This is a genomic window from Ruegeria sp. N7 (assembly GCF_056531345.1).
On the sequence record NZ_JBQFLR010000005.1, the window covers coordinates 118,830 to 137,057 of the forward strand.

16 protein-coding genes and 2 tRNA genes are annotated in these 18,228 nt (G+C 58.2%); 12 read left to right on the plus strand and 6 right to left on the minus strand.

Annotation, left to right across the window (positions count from 1 at the left end; translation table 11 throughout):
• Window positions 1–55: 55 nt before the first annotated feature.
• From glpX to ACR0ES_RS09100, 4 genes are all read left to right on the plus strand, one after another.
• On the plus strand, window positions 56–1,039 hold the full coding sequence (gene glpX, locus ACR0ES_RS09085; protein ID WP_480773550.1) for a class II fructose-bisphosphatase: 984 nt from the start codon (window positions 56–58) through the stop codon (window positions 1,037–1,039).
• 93 nt (window positions 1,040–1,132) lie between these two features.
• Window positions 1,133–2,875 carry a single-stranded-DNA-specific exonuclease RecJ gene (gene recJ, locus ACR0ES_RS09090; protein WP_480870338.1) on the plus strand — a complete coding sequence of 581 codons (1,743 nt, stop codon included), beginning with the start codon at window positions 1,133–1,135 and terminating at the stop codon, window positions 2,873–2,875.
• A gap of 98 nt (window positions 2,876–2,973) precedes the next feature.
• Window positions 2,974–3,048 (plus strand) — tRNA-Glu (locus ACR0ES_RS09095).
• Window positions 3,049–3,074: 26 nt separating this feature from the next.
• Window positions 3,075–3,149 (plus strand) — tRNA-Glu (locus ACR0ES_RS09100).
• Between the two features lie 65 nt (window positions 3,150–3,214).
• Here ACR0ES_RS09100 and ACR0ES_RS09105 read toward each other — a convergent pair.
• Window positions 3,215–3,997, minus strand: coding sequence for a DeoR/GlpR family DNA-binding transcription regulator (locus ACR0ES_RS09105; protein ID WP_480476380.1), 783 nt, complete (start codon window positions 3,995–3,997; stop codon window positions 3,215–3,217).
• A 474-nt stretch (window positions 3,998–4,471) separates the two neighbouring features.
• On the opposite strand from ACR0ES_RS09105, the gene ACR0ES_RS09110 reads away from it, so the two are divergent.
• From ACR0ES_RS09110 to ACR0ES_RS09145, 8 genes are all read left to right on the plus strand, one after another.
• A complete protein-coding gene (locus ACR0ES_RS09110) occupies window positions 4,472–6,211 on the plus strand; it encodes an ABC transporter substrate-binding protein (protein WP_480476378.1) in 1,740 nt (579 codons plus the stop codon).
• 62 nt (window positions 6,212–6,273) lie between these two features.
• Window positions 6,274–7,323, plus strand: coding sequence for an ABC transporter ATP-binding protein (locus ACR0ES_RS09115; protein WP_480870340.1), 1,050 nt, complete (start codon window positions 6,274–6,276; stop codon window positions 7,321–7,323).
• A gap of 1 nt (window position 7,324) precedes the next feature.
• Window positions 7,325–8,401, plus strand: coding sequence for an ABC transporter ATP-binding protein (locus ACR0ES_RS09120; RefSeq protein WP_480870342.1), 1,077 nt, complete (start codon window positions 7,325–7,327; stop codon window positions 8,399–8,401).
• Entirely contained in the window at window positions 8,398–9,261 is an 864-nt protein-coding gene (locus tag ACR0ES_RS09125; RefSeq protein WP_209595792.1) for a carbohydrate ABC transporter permease, read from the plus strand. The genes ACR0ES_RS09120 and ACR0ES_RS09125 overlap by 4 nt, the downstream gene beginning before the upstream one ends.
• Window positions 9,258–10,055, plus strand: a complete 798-nt coding sequence (locus ACR0ES_RS09130; protein WP_155139158.1) for a carbohydrate ABC transporter permease — start codon at window positions 9,258–9,260, stop codon at window positions 10,053–10,055. Before ACR0ES_RS09125 ends, ACR0ES_RS09130 begins: the two co-directional genes overlap by 4 nt.
• 8 nt (window positions 10,056–10,063) lie before the next feature.
• Window positions 10,064–10,468 carry a DUF2160 domain-containing protein gene (locus ACR0ES_RS09135; RefSeq protein ID WP_480583453.1) on the plus strand — a complete coding sequence of 135 codons (405 nt, stop codon included), beginning with the start codon at window positions 10,064–10,066 and terminating at the stop codon, window positions 10,466–10,468.
• A 65-nt stretch (window positions 10,469–10,533) separates the two neighbouring features.
• Entirely contained in the window at window positions 10,534–10,929 is a 396-nt protein-coding gene (locus ACR0ES_RS09140; RefSeq protein ID WP_209504337.1) for a BlaI/MecI/CopY family transcriptional regulator, read from the plus strand.
• Window positions 10,916–12,013: a M56 family metallopeptidase gene (locus tag ACR0ES_RS09145; protein WP_480870345.1), complete on the plus strand. Its 1,098-nt coding sequence runs from the start codon at window positions 10,916–10,918 to the stop codon at window positions 12,011–12,013. Before ACR0ES_RS09140 ends, ACR0ES_RS09145 begins: the two co-directional genes overlap by 14 nt.
• Window positions 12,014–12,022: 9 nt before the next feature.
• Here ACR0ES_RS09145 and ACR0ES_RS09150 read toward each other — a convergent pair whose 3' ends face one another.
• From ACR0ES_RS09150 to xylF, 5 genes are all read right to left on the minus strand, one after another.
• Entirely contained in the window at window positions 12,023–13,486 is a 1,464-nt protein-coding gene (locus ACR0ES_RS09150; RefSeq protein WP_480870348.1) for an MATE family efflux transporter, read from the minus strand.
• An 89-nt stretch (window positions 13,487–13,575) separates the two neighbouring features.
• Window positions 13,576–14,883 carry a xylose isomerase gene (gene xylA / locus ACR0ES_RS09155; protein ID WP_480870350.1) on the minus strand — a complete coding sequence of 436 codons (1,308 nt, stop codon included), beginning with the start codon at window positions 14,881–14,883 and terminating at the stop codon, window positions 13,576–13,578.
• A 10-nt stretch (window positions 14,884–14,893) separates the two neighbouring features.
• Window positions 14,894–15,691 (minus strand): ATP-binding cassette domain-containing protein, encoded by a 798-nt coding sequence (locus tag ACR0ES_RS09160; RefSeq protein ID WP_209504341.1) that lies wholly within the window; start codon window positions 15,689–15,691, stop codon window positions 14,894–14,896.
• Window positions 15,691–16,989 carry a sugar ABC transporter permease gene (locus ACR0ES_RS09165; RefSeq protein ID WP_267364641.1) on the minus strand — a complete coding sequence of 433 codons (1,299 nt, stop codon included), beginning with the start codon at window positions 16,987–16,989 and terminating at the stop codon, window positions 15,691–15,693. The genes ACR0ES_RS09160 and ACR0ES_RS09165 overlap by 1 nt, the downstream gene beginning before the upstream one ends.
• A 76-nt stretch (window positions 16,990–17,065) precedes the next feature.
• The gene (gene xylF / locus ACR0ES_RS09170) at window positions 17,066–18,085 is read right to left on the minus strand and encodes a D-xylose ABC transporter substrate-binding protein (protein WP_267364640.1); all 1,020 of its coding nucleotides are present in this window, start codon (window positions 18,083–18,085) and stop codon (window positions 17,066–17,068) included.
• Window positions 18,086–18,228: the final 143 nt, after the last annotated feature.

Consider the following 18,228-nt stretch of genomic DNA (forward strand, 5'->3'; position numbering starts at 1 on the left):
TGAAACGCAAGCTATGCCGGAAGACACGGCTATACTGACCAGAGGATACAGAAACATGAGTGCTGCCAAGACCGATTTCAATGACCGCCTGCTGTCTCTGGGGCTGGCCAGGGTGGCGGAACAGGCTGCACTGGCCTCGGCTTCGCTGGTAGGCCGGGGCGATGAGAAAGCCGCGGATCAGGCCGCTGTGAACGCAATGCGCGAACAGCTGAACCTACTGGATATCGCAGGTGTTGTAGTCATCGGGGAAGGCGAGCGTGACGAGGCGCCGATGCTGTATATCGGCGAAGAGGTTGGCACCGGAAATGGCCCCGGCGTGGATATCGCATTGGATCCGCTGGAAGGCACCACGCTGACCGCCAAGGATATGCCAAACGCACTGACCGTCATCGCCATGGGCCCGCGCGGCTCGATGCTGCACGCGCCGGATGTGTATATGGACAAACTGGCGGTTGGCCCAGGGCTGCCGGAAGGTGTCGTGAATCTGGACATGTCGCCACGCGAGCGTGTCGAAGCACTGGCCAAGGCCAAGGAGTGCAAGCCGGCCGACATCACCGTCTGCATTCTGGAACGCCCGCGCCACGAGGCGATGATTGCCGAAGTGCGCGAAACCGGCGCCGCGATCCGTCTGATCACTGATGGTGACGTGGCGGGTGTCATGCATTGCGCTGAAAGCGAAGTAACCGGCATCGACATGTATATGGGCCAGGGTGGCGCGCCCGAGGGTGTGCTGGCCGCCGCTGCGCTGAAATGTATGGGTGGGCAGATCTTTGGTCGCCTGTTGTTCCGTAACGATGACGAACGTGGCCGGGCCGCAAAGGCAGGCATCACCGATCTGGACCGTGTTTATGCACGCGATGAGATGGTGACGGCGGATGTGATCTTTGCCGCCACCGGCGTGACCGGTGGCTCTTTGCTGCCCCGGATCAAGCGCGAGCCCGGCTGGGTGGAAACCACGACGCTGCTGATGCGGTCCAAGACCGGGTCGGTGCGCCGCATGTCCTACCGCACGCCGACATGGCCGCATGACAACACATAACGGCTTGCGCCGTTGCCTTCGGCGAGAGTATTTCTGAAAAGGTGAAGAGGCCGGGTCCGCAAGGGTCCGGCCTTGGCGCATGAGAGGCGAGCAATGAGTTTTCTTGGAGTCGAGCAATCACTGACGGGACGGCTTTGGGTTGGACCCAGCCCGGAGATTGAGCGGGCGGCCGAGATGATGGCGCAACAAACCGACCTGCCCCGTGCCGTTTGCCAGGTTCTGGCCCGGCGCGGCGTGCCCGTATCGGAGGCGCCCGGCTTTCTTGACCCAAAGCTGAAGGAATTGCTGCCTGATCCGCGGGCCATCAAGGATATGGAAGTTGCTGCCACGCGCTTTCTGGAAGCCGTCCGCAATCGCCAGAAAATTGCGGTGTTTGCGGATTACGATGTCGATGGCGGCAGCTCTGCCGCGTTGCTGCTGGTCTGGCTGCGGCAGATGGGCGTGCAGGCGACGCTTTATGTGCCGGACCGGATCGACGAAGGGTATGGCCCCAACGTTCCCGCGATGCAGGAGCTTGCGGCTACGCATGATCTGATCATCTGCGTTGATTGCGGCACGCTCAGCCATGATCCGATTGCGGCGGCGACGGGGGCGGATGTGATCGTTCTGGACCACCATCTGGGGGGCGAGACGCTGCCCGATTGCGTCGCAGTGGTGAACCCAAACCGACAGGATGAAAGCGGCGATCTTGGTTATCTTTGCGCGGCGGGCGTTGTGTTCCTGATGCTGGTCGAGGCCGGTCGGCAGCTGCGTGACGCGGGCGCAAGGGGACCGGACCTGATGGCCCTTCTGGATCTGGTGGCCCTGGCGACCGTTGCCGATGTGGCACCACTGATCGAGGCCAACCGCGCCCTGGTGCGACAGGGGCTGAAAGTGATGGCACAGCGGCAGCGCCCCGGCCTTGTCGCGCTGTCCGATATCTCGCGCATGGATACCGCGCCGAACAGTTATCACCTCGGGTTTCTGCTTGGGCCCCGCGTGAATGCCGGTGGACGGATTGGTCAGGCCGATCTGGGCGCGCGCTTGCTGAGCACCGATTCCCAGCAAGAGGCGCAGGCGTTGTCCGAACGTCTGGATGCCTTGAACACTGAGCGCCGTGACATTGAAAACACGGTACGTGCCGCCGCGCTGGAGCAAGCCGAGGCGCGTGGCTTGGACGCCCCTTTGGTCTGGGCAGCAGGCGAAGGCTGGCACCCCGGTGTCGTTGGTATCGTGGCCTCTCGGCTGAAGGAGACAGCCGATCGACCGGCGATTGTGATTGGCTTTGACGGGGATGAGGGCAAAGGTTCGGGCCGCTCGGTTTCCGGCGTCGATCTTGGGGCTTCGATCCAGCGTCTGGCGGCCGAAGGGTTGCTGGTCAAAGGAGGCGGCCACAAGATGGCCGCGGGTTTGACCGTCATGCGCGATCAACTGGAACCCGCAATGGAGCGCCTGAGCGAGCTGCTGGCCAGACAAGGGGCGGGCCAGGGTGGACCTGCGGATTTGAAACTGGATGGCGCATTGATGCCCGGTGCAGCAACCGTGGATCTGATCGAGCTGATCGAACAGGCCGGACCGTTTGGTGCCGGAGCCCCTGCCCCGCGCTATGCGTTGCCTGACCTGCAGGTTCGCTTTGCAAAACGGGTCGGTGAATCGCATCTGAAACTGTCGCTGACCGATGGAATGGGCGGCGCGCTGGATGCGATTGCCTTTGGTGCTTTTGATGGGCCAATGGGCGAAAAACTGTCAAATCACGGCGGTGCGCGCTTTCATTTTGCGGGTCGGCTTGAGGTCAACACCTGGGGCGGGCGCCAATCTGTGCAGCTCAGGCTGGAGGACGCGGCAGAAGCCCGTTAACACGCGGCTTTGGTGTGCTAAAAAACTTTCCCGTCCCTGCGTTTTTACGCTTGCGGGGGTCACGGCGAAACCGTAAAAGGCCCTCCACAAGCCAGCGTGGCCCGTTCGTCTATCGGTTAGGACGCCAGGTTTTCAACCTGGAAAGAGGGGTTCGATTCCCCTACGGGCTGCCATTTGCGCTTGTGACCTTATACCAAGTGGCCCGTTCGTCTATCGGTTAGGACGCCAGGTTTTCAACCTGGAAAGAGGGGTTCGATTCCCCTACGGGCTGCCACTCTTCCTTAGCTTCTTCCATCCCAAAGCAGCAAGATCATCCGGGCCGCGTCTGGAATCAGCAACCTAGCTGTCATCAGCGATCTGAATTTCGATGCCCCAACGGTCAAGGAATCTGGCCACCCCACCCTTTGGCACAGCATCCGTGACCAGCGAATGCACCAGCCGAGGATCCGGCCCCACATAAGGTGCCCTTTCACCAAACTTGGAATGTGCTGCAGCCATGACAACCTGGTCCGCACACCTGACCACCACCGATGCAAGATCCGCTTCGACCGCGCTGTGATACAGAAACCCTTTGCTGTCTGAAATCGCGTCCGTGCTCAGGATCACGATGTCAAAGGCATAGCGTTGCAGCTGCTTGTGGGTGACGTGACCAAACGTCCCCCTTTCATCGATCTGCAACTCACCCCCCAAAAGGTGCACCCGGTTTCCGTTGACCCCGGCCAAGGTCTGAACGACACCGATGGAGTTGCTGACAACCGTGAGGTTGCTGACCTGTCGCAGCTCTTCTGCGACGAAGGCGGTTGTCGATCCCACATCCAGGAAAACGGTCATCTGATCGCGAACCAGTTTCGCGGTATGCCCGGCGATCAAACGCTTTTCATCAGCGTCTTGTGATATCCGGTGAAAGAAGTTGGGGGCGCCCTGCACTCCGGCAAGGTAAGCTCCGCCATGAACGCGTTCGACTGTACCCGCCTTTGACAAGGCTTTGATCGTTCGGCGCACCGTCTCTTCGGATACGCCGAGCATATTCGCCAAATCCGAATTCCGGGCCGTTCCACCCAAACGTCTGAGGGCATCAAGCAATTCCAGCTCACGATGGGTGTTGAGGGTATTCTTCTTCACGAACCGGCTCCGGAATTTTCCTTTATATGGACACGGAATACCGTGAACGGCAAGGCAGTGCTACATCCGCATTGCCACAACTGGCCTTTTGTCGGAACGGATTGGTGCCATGTGAGCACTGAGTTTCAGCAGTAGTGATCCGGGAAGCTGGTTTGCCTGACTTCTCACGAGTGCCGGATCAGTGTCCATGCCTCTCGCAACGCGAATGCAATTCAACGCACCCTCTGTCATCTCTTGCTTGCAATGGGTCTCAGTGGAGTTCCCTATTTCCCTCGCGGAGAAATTTTGAAATTTCGATAACATAATTATATAGTTACAATCATTTACAGCGTTGAAAACAAATTCAATTCACGCGACTCCAGAATGCCTGAACGTCAATTACTAAAAATTTAGTTTGACACGTACGCAAAAAATCGCTGATGCTGTTCTGCATCCGGTTCCCGCCGGAGAACCATAATTTTTGGGAGGAGACAGATGCGGAGACATCTACTTTCCGCAGTGGCGGCGGCTGCCGTCATTGCGGGGCACGGGTCCGCTTGGGCCGACGAAGCCGCAGCACAACGTTGGATCGACGACGAATTCCAGCCATCGACCTTGTCGAAAGACGAACAGATGGCCGAGATGCAATGGTTTATCCAAGCTGCACAGCCCTACGCTGGCATGGAAATCAACGTCCTGTCCGAAGGTATTCCGACGCATTCCTACGAGTCGGAGGTTCTGACCAAGGCGTTTGAAGAAATCACCGGCATCAAGGTCAATCACCAGATCCTTGGCGAAGGCGAAGTGGTCCAGGCTGTTCAGACCCAGATGCAGACAGGTCGGAACCTGTATGACGGCTATGTCAACGACAGTGACCTGATTGGTACCCACTCGCGTCTGCAACTGGCCTATCCGCTGACCGACATGATGGGCGGCGACTGGGCGGCGACAACCTCGCCGACAATCGATCTGGATGACTTCATGGGCATTCAGTTCACCACCGGGCCGGACGGCAAGCTGTATCAGCTGCCCGACCAGCAGTTTGCGAACCTTTACTGGTTCCGCAAGGACTGGTTCGATGACGAGGCCAACAAGGCCGCGTTCAAAGAGAAATACGGCTATGATCTGGGCGTTCCGGTCAACTGGTCGGCCTATGAAGACATCGCCGAGTTCTTCACCAATGACGTGAAAGAAGTCGACGGCGTGGCGATCTACGGCCACATGGATTACGGCAAGCGCGCGCCCGACCTTGGCTGGCGCATGACCGACGCCTGGCTTTCGATGGCCGGTGCTGGTGACAAGGGCGAGCCGAACGGTATTCCGGTTGACGAATGGGGCATCCGCATGGAAGCGGGCACCTGTAACCCGGTCGGCGCCTCGGTGTCGCGCGGTGGTGCTGCAAACGGTCCGGCTGCGGTCTATGCGATCCGCAAATGGGACGAATGGCTACGGGCCTACGCGCCTCCGGGTGCGGCGTCTTATGACTTCTATCAGTCGCTGCCGGCACTGAGCCAGGGCAACGTGGCCCAGCAGATTTTCTGGTACACCGCCTTTACCGCCGACATGGTGAAGCCGAAATCCGAAGGCAACAACACCGTGGATGACGAAGGCACGCCGCTGTGGCGGATGGCGCCCAGCCCGCACGGCCCCTACTGGGAAGAAGGCCAGAAGGTTGGCTATCAGGACGTGGGTTCCTGGACGTTCCTGAAATCAACCCCCTCGGATCGTGCGCAGGCAGCCTGGCTTTATGCCCAGTTCGTGACGTCCAAGACTGTTGATGTGAAGAAGTCCCATGTGGGTCTGACCTTCATCCGCGACAGCTCGGTCAACCACGAGTCGTTCACGGAACGCGCATCCAAGCTGGGTGGTCTGGTCGAATTCTATCGCTCGCCTGACCGCGTGGCGTGGTCGCCAACCGGCATCAACGTTCCGGACTATCCAAAGCTGGCCCAGATCTGGTGGCAGCAGATCGGTGACGTGAACTCGGGCGCCTTCACACCGCAAGAGGCGATGGACCGTCTGGCCGAAGAGATGGACATCACCATGGCCCGTATGCAGGCCGCGGATGAAAGCGCCGGTGTCTACGGTGGCTGTGGCCCGCGATTGAATGAACCGCAGGACGACGCATTCTGGCTGGAAAAAGCGGGTTCGCCCAAGGCCAAGCTGGAAAACGAAAAGCCGCAGGGCCAGACCGTCAACTATGACGAACTGGTTAAGCGCTGGCAGTCCCAGTAAATGCAACATCGTAGGCCGGGCTAAAGCCCGGCCTACCACTGAATGCCCCGCGAGTTTCCCAGATGATCGAACTTCAAGACGCGACCAAACGGGTCGGCAACGTCATCCATATCAAGCCAACCAACCTGACGCTGCAAACCGGCCATTTCAACGTGCTATTGGGCGCGACAGGTTCCGGAAAAACGTCACTGATCAAAATGATGGCCGGGTTGGACCCGATCGCCTCGGGCAAGGTCCTGATGGACGGACAGGACGTGACACGGTTGAACACGCAAAAGCGGCAGATCAGCCTGGTGCACCAGTTTTTCGTGAACTACCCACATATGACCGTATTTGACAACATCGCCTCGCCCCTGCGCGTGGCTGGCATGGCTAAGTCCGAGATCGATGGCCGCGTGGAAGAGGCCGCCGATATGCTGCAACTGCGCCCCATGCTGCACCGCCGCCCGCATGAGCTGTCGGGCGGGCAACAACAGCGAACCGCGCTGGCGCGTGCCATCGCAAAAGAAAGCCGCGCCGTCTTCCTTGATGAGCCGCTTGCGAACCTTGATTATAAACTGCGCGAAGAGCTGCGCGAACAACTGCCGGATCTGTTCGCTGGTCGCGGGGCCGTCGTTGTCTACGCCACCTCGGAGCCTGAAGAGGCATTGCTGTTGGGAGGCTACACCGCACTGATGGAAGACGGCCGTGTGACCCAGTTCGGCCCAACCACCGACATCTACCGTAATCCGGAAAACATTGCTGCGGCGCGTGTATTCTCGGATCCGCCTATCAATGTGGCCCGTATTACTGTTTCCAGCGCCCGGGCGCAATTGGCAGGCAATGTCGGCTGGGCAGCCTCGGGCATGGCCGACGGGGAATATATGATCGCCGTTCGCCCTCATCGCGTGACGCCATTCCGTACGTCTGACGCCGATGTCGAACTGACCGGACGTGTGATCGTGACCGAACTGTCAGGTTCGGATTCCAGCGCGCATTTCCAGCATGGTGACGAAGCCTGGGTTTCACTCGCCGCTGGCGTGCATCCTTATCAGGTCGGCGAAGATCACAGTTTCTACATGAACCCGGCGCATTGCCGGTACTTCAGCCAAGACGGCAAAAGGGTGGCCTGACATGGCACAGATCAAGCTTTCAAACCTTCGACACAGCTATATGCCATCGCCAAAAGGCCCCGAGGACTATGCCCTGAAGGAAATCGACGTGACATGGCGCGATGGCGGGGCCTATGCGCTGTTGGGGCCGTCAGGTTGTGGCAAGTCCACGCTGCTGAACATCATATCCGGTCTTCTCACCCCCTCGGAAGGTCGGATACTGTTCGATGATAAGGACGTCACCGCCCTGCCCCCGGACCAACGCAACATCGCGCAGGTATTTCAGTTCCCGGTGATCTACGACACGATGACCGTGGGCGAAAACCTGGCCTTCCCGTTGAAGAACCGGGGTGTCGACGCCGAAACCATCAAGCGTCGCGTTCTGGAAATCGCCGAGATGTTGGACGTCACGGACATGCTGAACACCCGCGCGTCAGGTCTGAGCCCGGACAACAAACAGAAGATCTCGATGGGTCGCGGCCTTGTTCGCGACGACGTGAATGCGGTGATGTTTGATGAACCGCTGACCGTGATCGACCCGCACCTGAAATGGAAACTGCGGTCCAAGCTGAAAGAGCTGCATCAGCGCGTGCAGGCAACCATGATCTACGTGACACACGACCAGACCGAGGCGCTGACCTTCGCCGACGAAGTGGTGGTAATGCAGGACGGTGAAGTGGTTCAGATCGGAACGCCGGTCGAACTTTTCGAACGGCCACAGCACACATTTGTCGGCCATTTCATCGGCTCGCCGGGTATGAATGTCCTTCCATGTGAAGCCAAAGGCGACCGCGCCGTTTTTGAAGGGCACGAGGTCATGCTGGAAGGTCCCACACATGGTGACGGCGGCCGTACCGATCTGGGTATCCGCCCGGAATATGTAGGTTTCGGCGACTCCGGCATTCCGGCACATGTGACCAAGGTCGCCGATATCGGCCGCCACTATGTGGTCAGCGCCGTGGTCGGCAACACCGCCCTCAAGGTTGTGACCGAACACAGTGTACCGGAACCGGGATCACAGGTCTTCTTGCAATTCAAACCCGAACAATCCCGCGTCTACCGCGACGGCTGGATCGCAACTCAGGAGCGGGCGCAATGAGAACGGAAAACCAAAAAGCATGGTTCTTTGTCCTGCCCGTTCTTGCGCTGGTGGCGTTCAACGCGCTGGTGCCCATGATGACGGTGGTCAACTACTCGGTGCAGGAAACCTTCGGCAACAACCAGTTCTTCTGGGAAGGTTTGGGCTGGTTCGAACAGATCCTGCGATCCGACCGGTTTCAGGCAGCACTTGGTCGGCAATTCCTATTCACCTTCCTAATCCTGCTGATCGAGGTTCCGCTGGGCATCATCGTTGCCCTGTCTATGCCGCGCAAGGGCTTTTGGGTGCCGGTCTGTCTGGTGCTGATGGCTTTGCCGATGCTGATCCCATGGAACGTTGTGGGTTCGATGTGGAACATCTTCACTCTGCCCAAAATCGGATTGCTGGGATATTTCCTGAATGACGTGCTGGGCATCAACTATGACATGACGCAACAGCCGCTTTCGGCCTGGATCACCGTCATCGTCATGGATGTGTGGCACTGGACGTCGCTGGTCGTGCTGCTGTGCTATGCCGGCCTCGTGTCGATTCCCGACGCCTATTATCAGGCCGCCAAGATCGACGGCGCCAGCCCGTGGTCGGTGTTCCGCTATATCCAGTTGCCCAAGATGAAGACGGTTCTGACCATCGCTGTTCTGCTGCGGTTTATGGACAGCTTCAATATCTATACCGAGCCTTTTGTTCTGACCGGCGGCGGTCCCGGCAACTCGACCACCCTGCTGTCGATTGACCTTGTGAAGATCGCACTGGGACAGTTCGACCTTGGCCCGGCGGCAGCGATGAGCCTGATCTACTTCGCCATCACGCTGCTGGTGTCGTGGCTCTTCTACACTCTGATGACAAAGGACGACGCAGAATGAAAAAGCGGTCCATCATCCCGATCCTCTATATCGCCTTCCTGATGCTGCCGATCTATTGGCTGGTGGCGATGTCCTTCAAGACAACGAACGAGATTCTGTCGGGCTTTTCCCTGTTTCCCCAGACTTTTACGCTGGAGAACTATATTACCATCTTCACAGACCCAACCTGGTACTGGGGTTACATCAACTCGATCACCTATGTGACTCTGAACACAGTGCTTTCCGTCTGCGTTGCCTTGCCTGCGGCTTATGCGTTCTCGCGCTATCGGTTCCTCGGTGACAAGCAACTGTTCTTTTGGCTGTTGACCAACCGCATGGCCCCAGCGGCGGTGTTCGCCCTGCCATTCTTCCAGCTTTATTCGTCGATCCACCTTTTCGACACCTATCTGGCCGTGGCTTTGGCCCATACGCTGTTCAACGTGCCGCTGGCGGTGTGGATTCTGGAAGGGTTCATGCGTGGTATCCCAAAGGAGCTGGATGAAACCGCCTATGTGGATGGATATTCGTTCCCGCGCTTCTTCGTGACAATCTTCCTGCCCAACATCAAGGCAGGTGTCGGTGTCGCGGCGTTCTTCTGCTTTATGTTCTCATGGGTGGAAATGCTGCTGGCCAAGACCCTGACCGCGGTCGAGGCCAAACCCATCGCTGCTGTGATGACCCGTACAGCATCCAGTGCCGGGTACGAATTGGGTCTGCTGGCCGCCGCGGGCACCCTGACCATCATCCCTGGTGCCATTGTCATCTGGTTTGTTCGCAACTACATCGCGCGTGGCTTCGCGATGGGACGTGTGTGAGGTTCGACATGCGAAAACTGCTTCTCACCCTCCCCTTCTTGCCCTCAACAGCCTTTGCCCAGGCCAAGGCCGGATGGGGCAATGTCGGACAAGAGGCCGAAAAAGGGTTCTCGTGGACGGACCCCCTTTGGCCTGATTTCTGGATGGCATGGACACCTGCCACGCTGGCCGTGTTTGTCGGTATCTTCTCGGCCATTGCATGCATTGGCTTGCTGGAGGGCTTCAAATTCCGCGACGGAATTGAACGGCGCGGGGTTCTGGGGCTGACAACCACGCTGGGGGATCGCCTGTTCATCACCCTTCTGGGGGCCGCATATATTTTCCTGGCGTGGCTTGGATTGGTCGGGCAACCCGTTTGGACACCGCTGTTCCTGTCCATTGGCTGGGGCGTTTTTGTTTTCTGGAAAGTTTAGACTTTGAGAAATCGCGAAAGGATGCTTGTCTGTCAGGCATACTAACCATGACGACACCGAGACCAATGCGAAAGAAAAAGACAACAAATCTGCTGACCGAGGTCGAACTGGAGTTCATGAACGAGCTCTGGGCCCTCGGGCAAGGCTCGGTGCGTGATGTCCTGGACCGCCTGCCATCAGAACGCAACCTGGCCTATACATCCGGGGCCACGATCCTGCGCATTCTGGACGAGAAGGGTTTTGTGGAAAGCCACAAGTCGGGAAAGACCCTGATCTATACGCCGCTTCTGGAAAAGGACAGATATCAGGCCCGTTCGCTTCAAAATCTGTCGCGCACGCTTTTCGACGACACCCCCGCCACACTGGTGGCGCGGCTGGTCGACGACGCGGGGCTGAGCGAAGCCGACCTGGAGGAAATTCGAGCACTGGTAGAGAGGAGACTGCAAAATGACAGCGGTTAGACCGGTTCTCGACGCATTCATCGAACTCAACATCGTGCTGGCCTTTTCGGCGGTCATCTGGCTGGTGACCCGCACGGCCCTAAGCCGCACCGCCCTACGCAATGGCTATGTCGCACAGTTGCGGGCGCTCAAGACCTTGTGCATTTGTGTCCTTGCCAGCCCGTTTCTGGCGGTTTGCGTGTCGTCGCTGGCGACTTACGCTTGGCCGGGCAGTGCCGTGGCCCTTGGCGATATCGCCGTTGCAGCCTATCTGCGCGGTGACATCGCAATGCCTGCTACTCAGTTCGAAGCACTGCTGAACACCCGCGAAAGGTGGGTTGATCTGGCATTGTCCGGGCGGCAGCCCGTGATCACCCTCGTTACCGCCATACTTGCCTGTATCGCAGCCGTGTACGCCGCGCGTGCCTTGCGGGACGCAATGACGATTTGTCAGACTGTCAATTCCAGTTTTCTTTGGCGGCGGTCCGCCAAGGTGGATATTCGACTGTCCGATCGCATCACTGTGCCCTTTGCCGTGCGAGGACTTCGCCGCCGCCACGTCGTTCTGCCCAGCCATCTGCTGGACACCCCGCGCGAGTTGCGTTTTGCACTTGCCCACGAGTTTCAGCATATCCGTACGGGTGACGTCGAATGGGAACTGGGGTTTGAGCTGCTGCGTCCGCTGTTGTTCTGGAACCCCGCCTATCTGATGCTCAAGTATCAGTTCGGCCGGCTGCGCGAGTTGGCCTGCGACCAGTCGGTTGTTGCGCGCAAACGGATTGATGCGCGGGAATACACGGCGTGCCTGCTGGACTATTGCGCCCGGACAATCTCAACCAACAGCCCACGCGTTCTGAATGTTGCCTTTGTGACAGGCGGTAAGGCAAAGCGCGTATTGCGGCAACGTGTAATCGCGCTGACCGATGTTCAGCCATCGGTACCTGCCCTACCGGCAGTGTTCCTTGGAATGACGCTGATCTTTGGTGCGCTTTTGGCTCTGGGGTCGGCCTCAATCCAGCAGACACGGGATTGGAGCCATGACCGCCTGATGCTGTCGACAGTGGTCAACCTGGAACGGCTGGAAGCGCGCAATCAGGGGAACTGACCTGATCGCTTACCAGCCGCGACGCCCGAACAGCGAGTGAAGCCGCCCCTGATCGGCAAAAGGCTCGGGCGTTTGCACCCGTTCCAGCCGTGCCACTACGCGCGCGACAAGAACCCATCCTATGACAGCAAAGATGACGCCCCCAAAAGCCTGACCCAGCAGAACGCCCGAGGCCCCGGCGATTTGTGAGCCAATCATGGCAAACACCCATGTGCCAATAGTGTGACGACCCCAGTTTATCCATGTGGAATAGACCGGATGGCCCAGATTGTTGAAACTGGCATTTGTCACAAAAATCACACCGTTGAAGAACGAAGCCAATGCCAGCGGGCCGCAGAACAGATAAATCAGTACGCGCGTTTCCCCCTGGGCTGCGAACAAATTCGCAATTGGCGAACGCAGTAAAAACAAAATGGCCGACATGCAAAGAACGTAGATTGCGGTGAACTTGATCCCGGCCAAAAACGCGGCACGCACGCGATCAAATTTTTCTGCCCCGAAATTCTGCCCGATGATTGGCCCTATCGCGCCGGACAGCGCAAAGATGACCGAAAACGCCACCGGCAACAGCCGCCCAATCACCGCCATGCCCGCAACCGCATCCGTTCCAAACTGTGCAATTTCCCGCACTACGATGGCATTCCCGATCGGCGTGGCGACATTCGTCAGAACGGCAGGGATTGCGATGGCCCGCACGGGCCGAAAATCCTGTGCCACCTGTTTCAGCGATGGGCGTGCAAATCCCTGATGCACCCGCAGCGCGGGCCACAATGCTGCTCCCAACATGCATAGCCGCGCCAGAACCGAGGCTATCGCGGCGCCATCCAACCCCAGCCCGACGGCAAAGATCAAAATCGGGTCAAGAACTGCATTCACAATGCCGCCGTAAATCGTTGCCATCATTGATCGGCGCGCATCGCCGTGGGCGCGCAGCACAGCCATCGCTGCCATCGCAATCGACATCACCCACATGGTCGGCAGAATGATCGACACATAGCGCGTCGCCAGCCGCAAAACCTCGCCTTCTGCGCCAAGCAGCGACAGCAGAAAGCTGACGTTCAGCAACACCAGAACAGAGGTTACCAACCCGACGATCAGCCCCAGAACGGCGACACTGGATGCGTATTGCCTTGCCTGTTCAGCCCGCCCGCCGCCCAACTCACGCGCGACCAGCGCCCCGGCAGAAATCGACAGACCGATATTGATTGCGTTGGTGAAAAACAGCAGCGTCCCGGCATAACCTACCGCTGCGGCCAGCGCGTCGTTGCCCAGCATCGAGATAAAGACCATATCGACAAAATCGACAGCAAATATCGCCATCAATCCAATGCTCGTGGTCAGCGACATGCGCGTCACATGTAGCATCAGGTTGCCACTTAGAAAGATTGCCTTACCTGCCGATTTTTCCACCAAGTCTTTGGTCGTCCCACCTGCGCGACCCGGACGGGCCCATGATGCCACTGCGTTCGACAAGGGAAAACCCCGGACAACGCCTAAGTAAACTCACGCGTTTCCGGGGCTTTGTACACCGAATATTTTAGTTCAGGCTCAGCCGACCGAAATTACACAAAGCGGTTCACGTAGTTCTCAAGCACTTCCTGACGCCCCGAGCGTGGCTGAGGATTGAGGTCTTCGGCAAGCACCCGCGCTGCAATCTCGTCGAGGCCAGAGGTTAGCATCGCCTGAGCTTTAGGCGTTTTCCAGCCTGCATACCGGTCGGCCAGCGCCTGTTCCAGACCACCATCTTCAAGCATCGCAGCTGCCGCTTTCAGGCCCCGGGCGCAGATATCCATCCCGCCCACATGCGCCGCGATCAGGTCTTCGGCATCGATGGATTGCCTGCGAAGCTTGGCGTCGAAATTGGTACCACCCGTGGTAAACCCGCCCGCTTTCAGGATGTGGTAATAAGCCAGCGCGACTTCAGGCGTGTTGTTGGGGAACTGATCCGTATCCCACCCGGACTGGTAATCGTTTCGGTTCATGTCGATGGACCCAAGCATACCTTCGGCCGAGGCAACAGCGATCTCATGTTCAAAGCTGTGTCCTGCCAGGATTGCGTGCCCTTGTTCCAGGTTCAGCTTTACCTCATCCTCAAGGCCGTACTTGCGCAGGAAACCGATGCAGGTTGCTGCATCGAAATCATATTGATGCTTGGACGGCTCCTGCGGTTTGGGTTCTACAAGGATCGTGCCGTTGAAGCCGATCTTGTGCTTGTACTCGACCACCATGTTCAGGAACCGGCCCATATGATCCAGTTCGGCCTTCATGTCGGTATTGAGCAGCGTCTCGTAGCCCTCGCGCCCGCCCCAAAGCACATAATTCTCGCCGCCAAGCTTGTGGGTCGCGTCCAAACAGGATTTCACCGTGGCGGCGGCAAATGCAAAGACATCAGGGTCGGGGTTGGTGCTGGCACCCCCCATCCAGCGACGGTGGCTGAACATATTGGCTGTGCCCCACAACAGCTTGGTGCCAGACACCTGCATCTTTTCACCGATATAGTCAGTGATCTCATTCAGCGTTCGCAGGTTTTCTGCAAAACTGCCCTGTTCGGGACGGACATCCGCGTCATGCCAGCAGAAATAGGGCTGGCCAATGATCTCGAACATCTCAAAGGCAACATCGGCCTTCATTTTGGCGCGGCCCATGTCATCTTGCGGATGCCATGGACGTTCAAAAGTCGAGCCACCAAACGGATCCCCGCCTTCCCAGGCGAACGAGTGCCACCACGCCACGGCAAAACGCAGGTGATCCTCCATGCGCTTACCCATCACGATCTCGTCCGGGTTGTAGTGACGGAATGCGAGTGGGTTCTTACTGTTCTCGCCCTCGAATTGGACCTGCTCGATCCCCTGAAAGAAACCGCTCGTCATCTCGTTTACCTCATTCCGTCTTTTCGCCAGGCTTTTTGCCCAGAATGATCATCGACAGCAGATCGTCGTCCGTGACATCGGCGATGTCGACAGTGCCAACCAGTTGCCCGTTTTTCATGACCGAAGCCCGGTCGCACAACTCCATCACTGCATGCACGTCGTGGTCGATCAGGAATATCCCGATCCCCTGCGCCTTGAGCTGTTGGATCAGGTCCGCCACCATCTGTGTTTCGTGTGGGCCAAGCGCGGCTGTGGGCTCGTCCATGATCAGGATACGCGCGTTGAAGTACACCGCACGCGCGATGGCCACCGACTGCCGCTGACCGCCGGATAGCGCCGAGACCGGGTCATTGAACTTCTGAAAGTTCGGGTTCAACTGTGCCATGATCTTGCGGCATTCGGCCTCCATCGCGGCATCGTTGACCAACCCGAAGGGCGTGACCATCTCCCGCCCCAGGAAAAGGTTCGAACTTGCATCCAGATTGTCCGCCAAGGCCAGCGTCTGGTAGATCGTCTCGATATTGTTGGCACGCGCATCGCGGGGGTTGTTGATCTCAACCTTCTTGCCGTCGATCAGGATCTCTCCGTGGTCCTTCTGATAGGCACCCGAAAGCACCTTGATCAGCGTAGATTTACCGGCCCCGTTGTGGCCCAGAAGGCCCACAACCTCGCCCGGGTACAAGTCGACCGAGACACGGTCCACCGCCTTGATGCCGCCGAACGAAATCGAGATATCGCGCATTTCGACAAGAGGAGGCTGGCCGGACCCTCGGCCCGAAGTTTGGTTCTGTGTTTCTTGTGCTTGCATCATTTCGCTCCCAGACGTTTGCGATAGACGATGTCGATATAGACGGCCAAAACCAGAACGGTGCCCACGACGATGTTCTGAAACGGTGCGTCAACGCCAACCATAGCCATGCCCGATTGAAGCGCCTGCATGATCAGCGCGCCTAGGATCGCGCCGTAGATCGTACCGATACCGCCCGACAAGGCGGTGCCGCCGATCACGGCCGCAGCAATCACGCGCAGCTCATCCAATGTGCCGATATCGTTCGAGTGGTTGGCCAGACGGGCCGAGGCCACGACCGCGGACAGCGCACACAGAAACCCCATCAGGGCAAAGATCTTGACGGTCATCATGCGGGTGTTGATGCCCGACAGTTCCGCCGCATCCGGGTTGCCCCCCGTGGCAAAGATATAGCGGCCAAATCGGGTTTTGCGGGCCACAACAGTCAAGGTTACTGCAACAAGGATCAGGATCAGAACCGAGATCGGGATACCATAACCCACAACAAGCCCTTCAGGCATGGTCTCGCCCCGCGCTTCGAACATACGTTCCAGCCTGCGTGTGGGGATCGAGTAACTGTTGACGATCAAGACATAGCCCATAATGGCGATGCCAATGATCCCTGCCAAAGTTGTTTCGGCCCAAACCGGTTTCACAGGGAACCCATGGGCAGCCTTGGAGCGGCGTCCGCTCCACAACGCCCAGACCGCAATAGCGGTGGCGGCAAGGCCGAACAGAAGGCTGACCGTTGTTCCCAACGTCCCGTTGGTTCCGCCAAATATCAGGAACGTGCTGTCCAGCGGGCCGATTGTCTGGCCGTCTGTCATGTACCAGGCGACGTTGCGCCAGACCAGAAAACCGCCAAGCGTCACGATAAAGGCCGGTATGGTCAGATAGCCTACCATCCAACCGTGGAATGCGCCGATCAAGGTTCCGACTGCGAGGCCGACAACAAGGGTGATTGCCCAAGTCGCCGGGTGATTTAAACCTAACCCCAGCACGTTCGGCAGAAGTTCGGTCTGTGTCATCGCCATGACGGCGGATGTGGTCGCCAGCAGCGCGCCGACCGAAAGATCAATGTGGCGCATCACGATAATGAACACCATGCCGCAGGCCATTATCGCGACCGAGACGGTCTGGATCGACAGGTTGAACAGGTTTCTGGGCGTCAGAAAACGGCCATCCGTTACGATGTTGAAGCCGATGCACAGGATGATGAAGGCGCCGATCATGCCCAATAGCCGCATGTCCAGTTCCAGTTGCTGGAACAGGTTGGCCTTTGCTTTTTGGGGTACCGGCTGAGACGAAGTTTCGGTCATATCCGATCTTTCATGTTCAGCTATGGTCTCTGGCCCGGCCTTGCGGGCCAGAGACGTTATGGTTTGGAGACTTGACTTAGTTGCAGGGTGCAGGGCCGTTTTCGACGCCTTGGCACAGGTCTTCCAGCGGAATCCAGCCAGCATCGACCACAACGGAAAGGTTGTCTTTTGTGATCGGCACAGGCGCCAGGAAGACAGACGTCATCTCAGTCCCACCGGGCGAAGTCCAGCTGACCGCGCCTTCGACGTCCGCCGCAGCCGTTCCACCGCTCAGCGCGACCGCGATTTCACCTGCGGCCTTGCCCAGCTCACGTGCGTCTTTCCAGACCGAAACGGTTTGCGTGCCTTTGGCCACCCGGTTCAGCGCCGCATGGTCGCCATCCTGACCCGACACCGGAATGCCGTCCATACCTTGTGCGGTCAGTGCAGCAACTACACCGCCTGCGGTTCCGTCATTTGACGCGACCACAGCATCAACTTTGTTTTCGTTGGCGGTCAGGATCTGTTCCATGTTGCGCTGCGCGTTCGCAGGCAGCCAGCCGTCGGTATAGGCTTCGCCAACGATCACAATGTCACCACTGTCAACAGCACCCTGAATGATCTCCTGTTGACCACCGCGCAGGAAATCCGCGTTCGGGTCGGTGGGCGAGCCCTTGATCATCACATAGTTGCCCTTGGGCATGGCGTCGAACACCGCACGCGCCTGCATACGACCGACTTCGACATTGTCAAAGGTCAGGTAGAAGGCCCGATCATCTTCGATCAGACGGTCATATGCGATGACTGGGATACCTTCGTCGGCCGCTGCCTGAACAGCCGGTCCGATGGCCTGGGAATCCTGCGCCAGAATGATCAGCGCATCAACGCCCTGGGCGATCAGACTTTCAATATCCGACAACTGCTTGGCCGACGACGATTGCGCATCTGCCGAAATATACTCGGCACCGCCCGCCTCAAGCGCGGCTTTGATTGCCGCTTCATCGGTTTTCCAGCGCTCTTCCTGGAAGTTCGACCAGCTGACACCGACCGTGGTTTCTGCAAACGCAACCGTCCCCATCAGGACAGCCACAGCAGAAGCGCTGAGAATTCGTTTCATGATTTCCTCCCGGTTTATCGAGCCATCGCTTCATGATTCGTGGCTCTCACAATTCTGAGTAGCATATTTATTTCAGTCAGTAAAATATTTATGCTACCCGAAAGAAGAAAAACCGCTTACGCTTGGGAAATCACCAGATTCGC

Excerpts from the sequence above, each read along its gene's own strand:
- glpX (WP_480773550.1), top strand. The coding sequence starts at position 56 with ATGAGTGCTGCCAAGACCGATTTCAATGACCGCCTGCTGTCTCTGGGG.
- recJ (WP_480870338.1), top strand. The coding sequence starts at position 1,133 with ATGAGTTTTCTTGGAGTCGAGCAATCACTGACGGGACGGCTTTGGGTT.
- ACR0ES_RS09110 (WP_480476378.1), top strand. The coding sequence starts at position 4,472 with ATGCGGAGACATCTACTTTCCGCAGTGGCGGCGGCTGCCGTCATTGCG.
- ACR0ES_RS09115 (WP_480870340.1), top strand. The coding sequence starts at position 6,274 with ATGATCGAACTTCAAGACGCGACCAAACGGGTCGGCAACGTCATCCAT.
- ACR0ES_RS09120 (WP_480870342.1), top strand. The coding sequence starts at position 7,325 with ATGGCACAGATCAAGCTTTCAAACCTTCGACACAGCTATATGCCATCG.
- ACR0ES_RS09125 (WP_209595792.1), top strand. The coding sequence starts at position 8,398 with ATGAGAACGGAAAACCAAAAAGCATGGTTCTTTGTCCTGCCCGTTCTT.
- ACR0ES_RS09130 (WP_155139158.1), top strand. The coding sequence starts at position 9,258 with ATGAAAAAGCGGTCCATCATCCCGATCCTCTATATCGCCTTCCTGATG.
- ACR0ES_RS09135 (WP_480583453.1), top strand. The coding sequence starts at position 10,064 with ATGCGAAAACTGCTTCTCACCCTCCCCTTCTTGCCCTCAACAGCCTTT.
- ACR0ES_RS09140 (WP_209504337.1), top strand. The coding sequence starts at position 10,534 with ATGCGAAAGAAAAAGACAACAAATCTGCTGACCGAGGTCGAACTGGAG.
- ACR0ES_RS09145 (WP_480870345.1), top strand. The coding sequence starts at position 10,916 with ATGACAGCGGTTAGACCGGTTCTCGACGCATTCATCGAACTCAACATC.
- xylA (WP_480870350.1), bottom strand. The coding sequence starts at position 14,883 with ATGACGAGCGGTTTCTTTCAGGGGATCGAGCAGGTCCAATTCGAGGGC.
- ACR0ES_RS09160 (WP_209504341.1), bottom strand. The coding sequence starts at position 15,691 with ATGCAAGCACAAGAAACACAGAACCAAACTTCGGGCCGAGGGTCCGGC.
- ACR0ES_RS09165 (WP_267364641.1), bottom strand. The coding sequence starts at position 16,989 with ATGACCGAAACTTCGTCTCAGCCGGTACCCCAAAAAGCAAAGGCCAAC.
- xylF (WP_267364640.1), bottom strand. The coding sequence starts at position 18,085 with ATGAAACGAATTCTCAGCGCTTCTGCTGTGGCTGTCCTGATGGGGACG.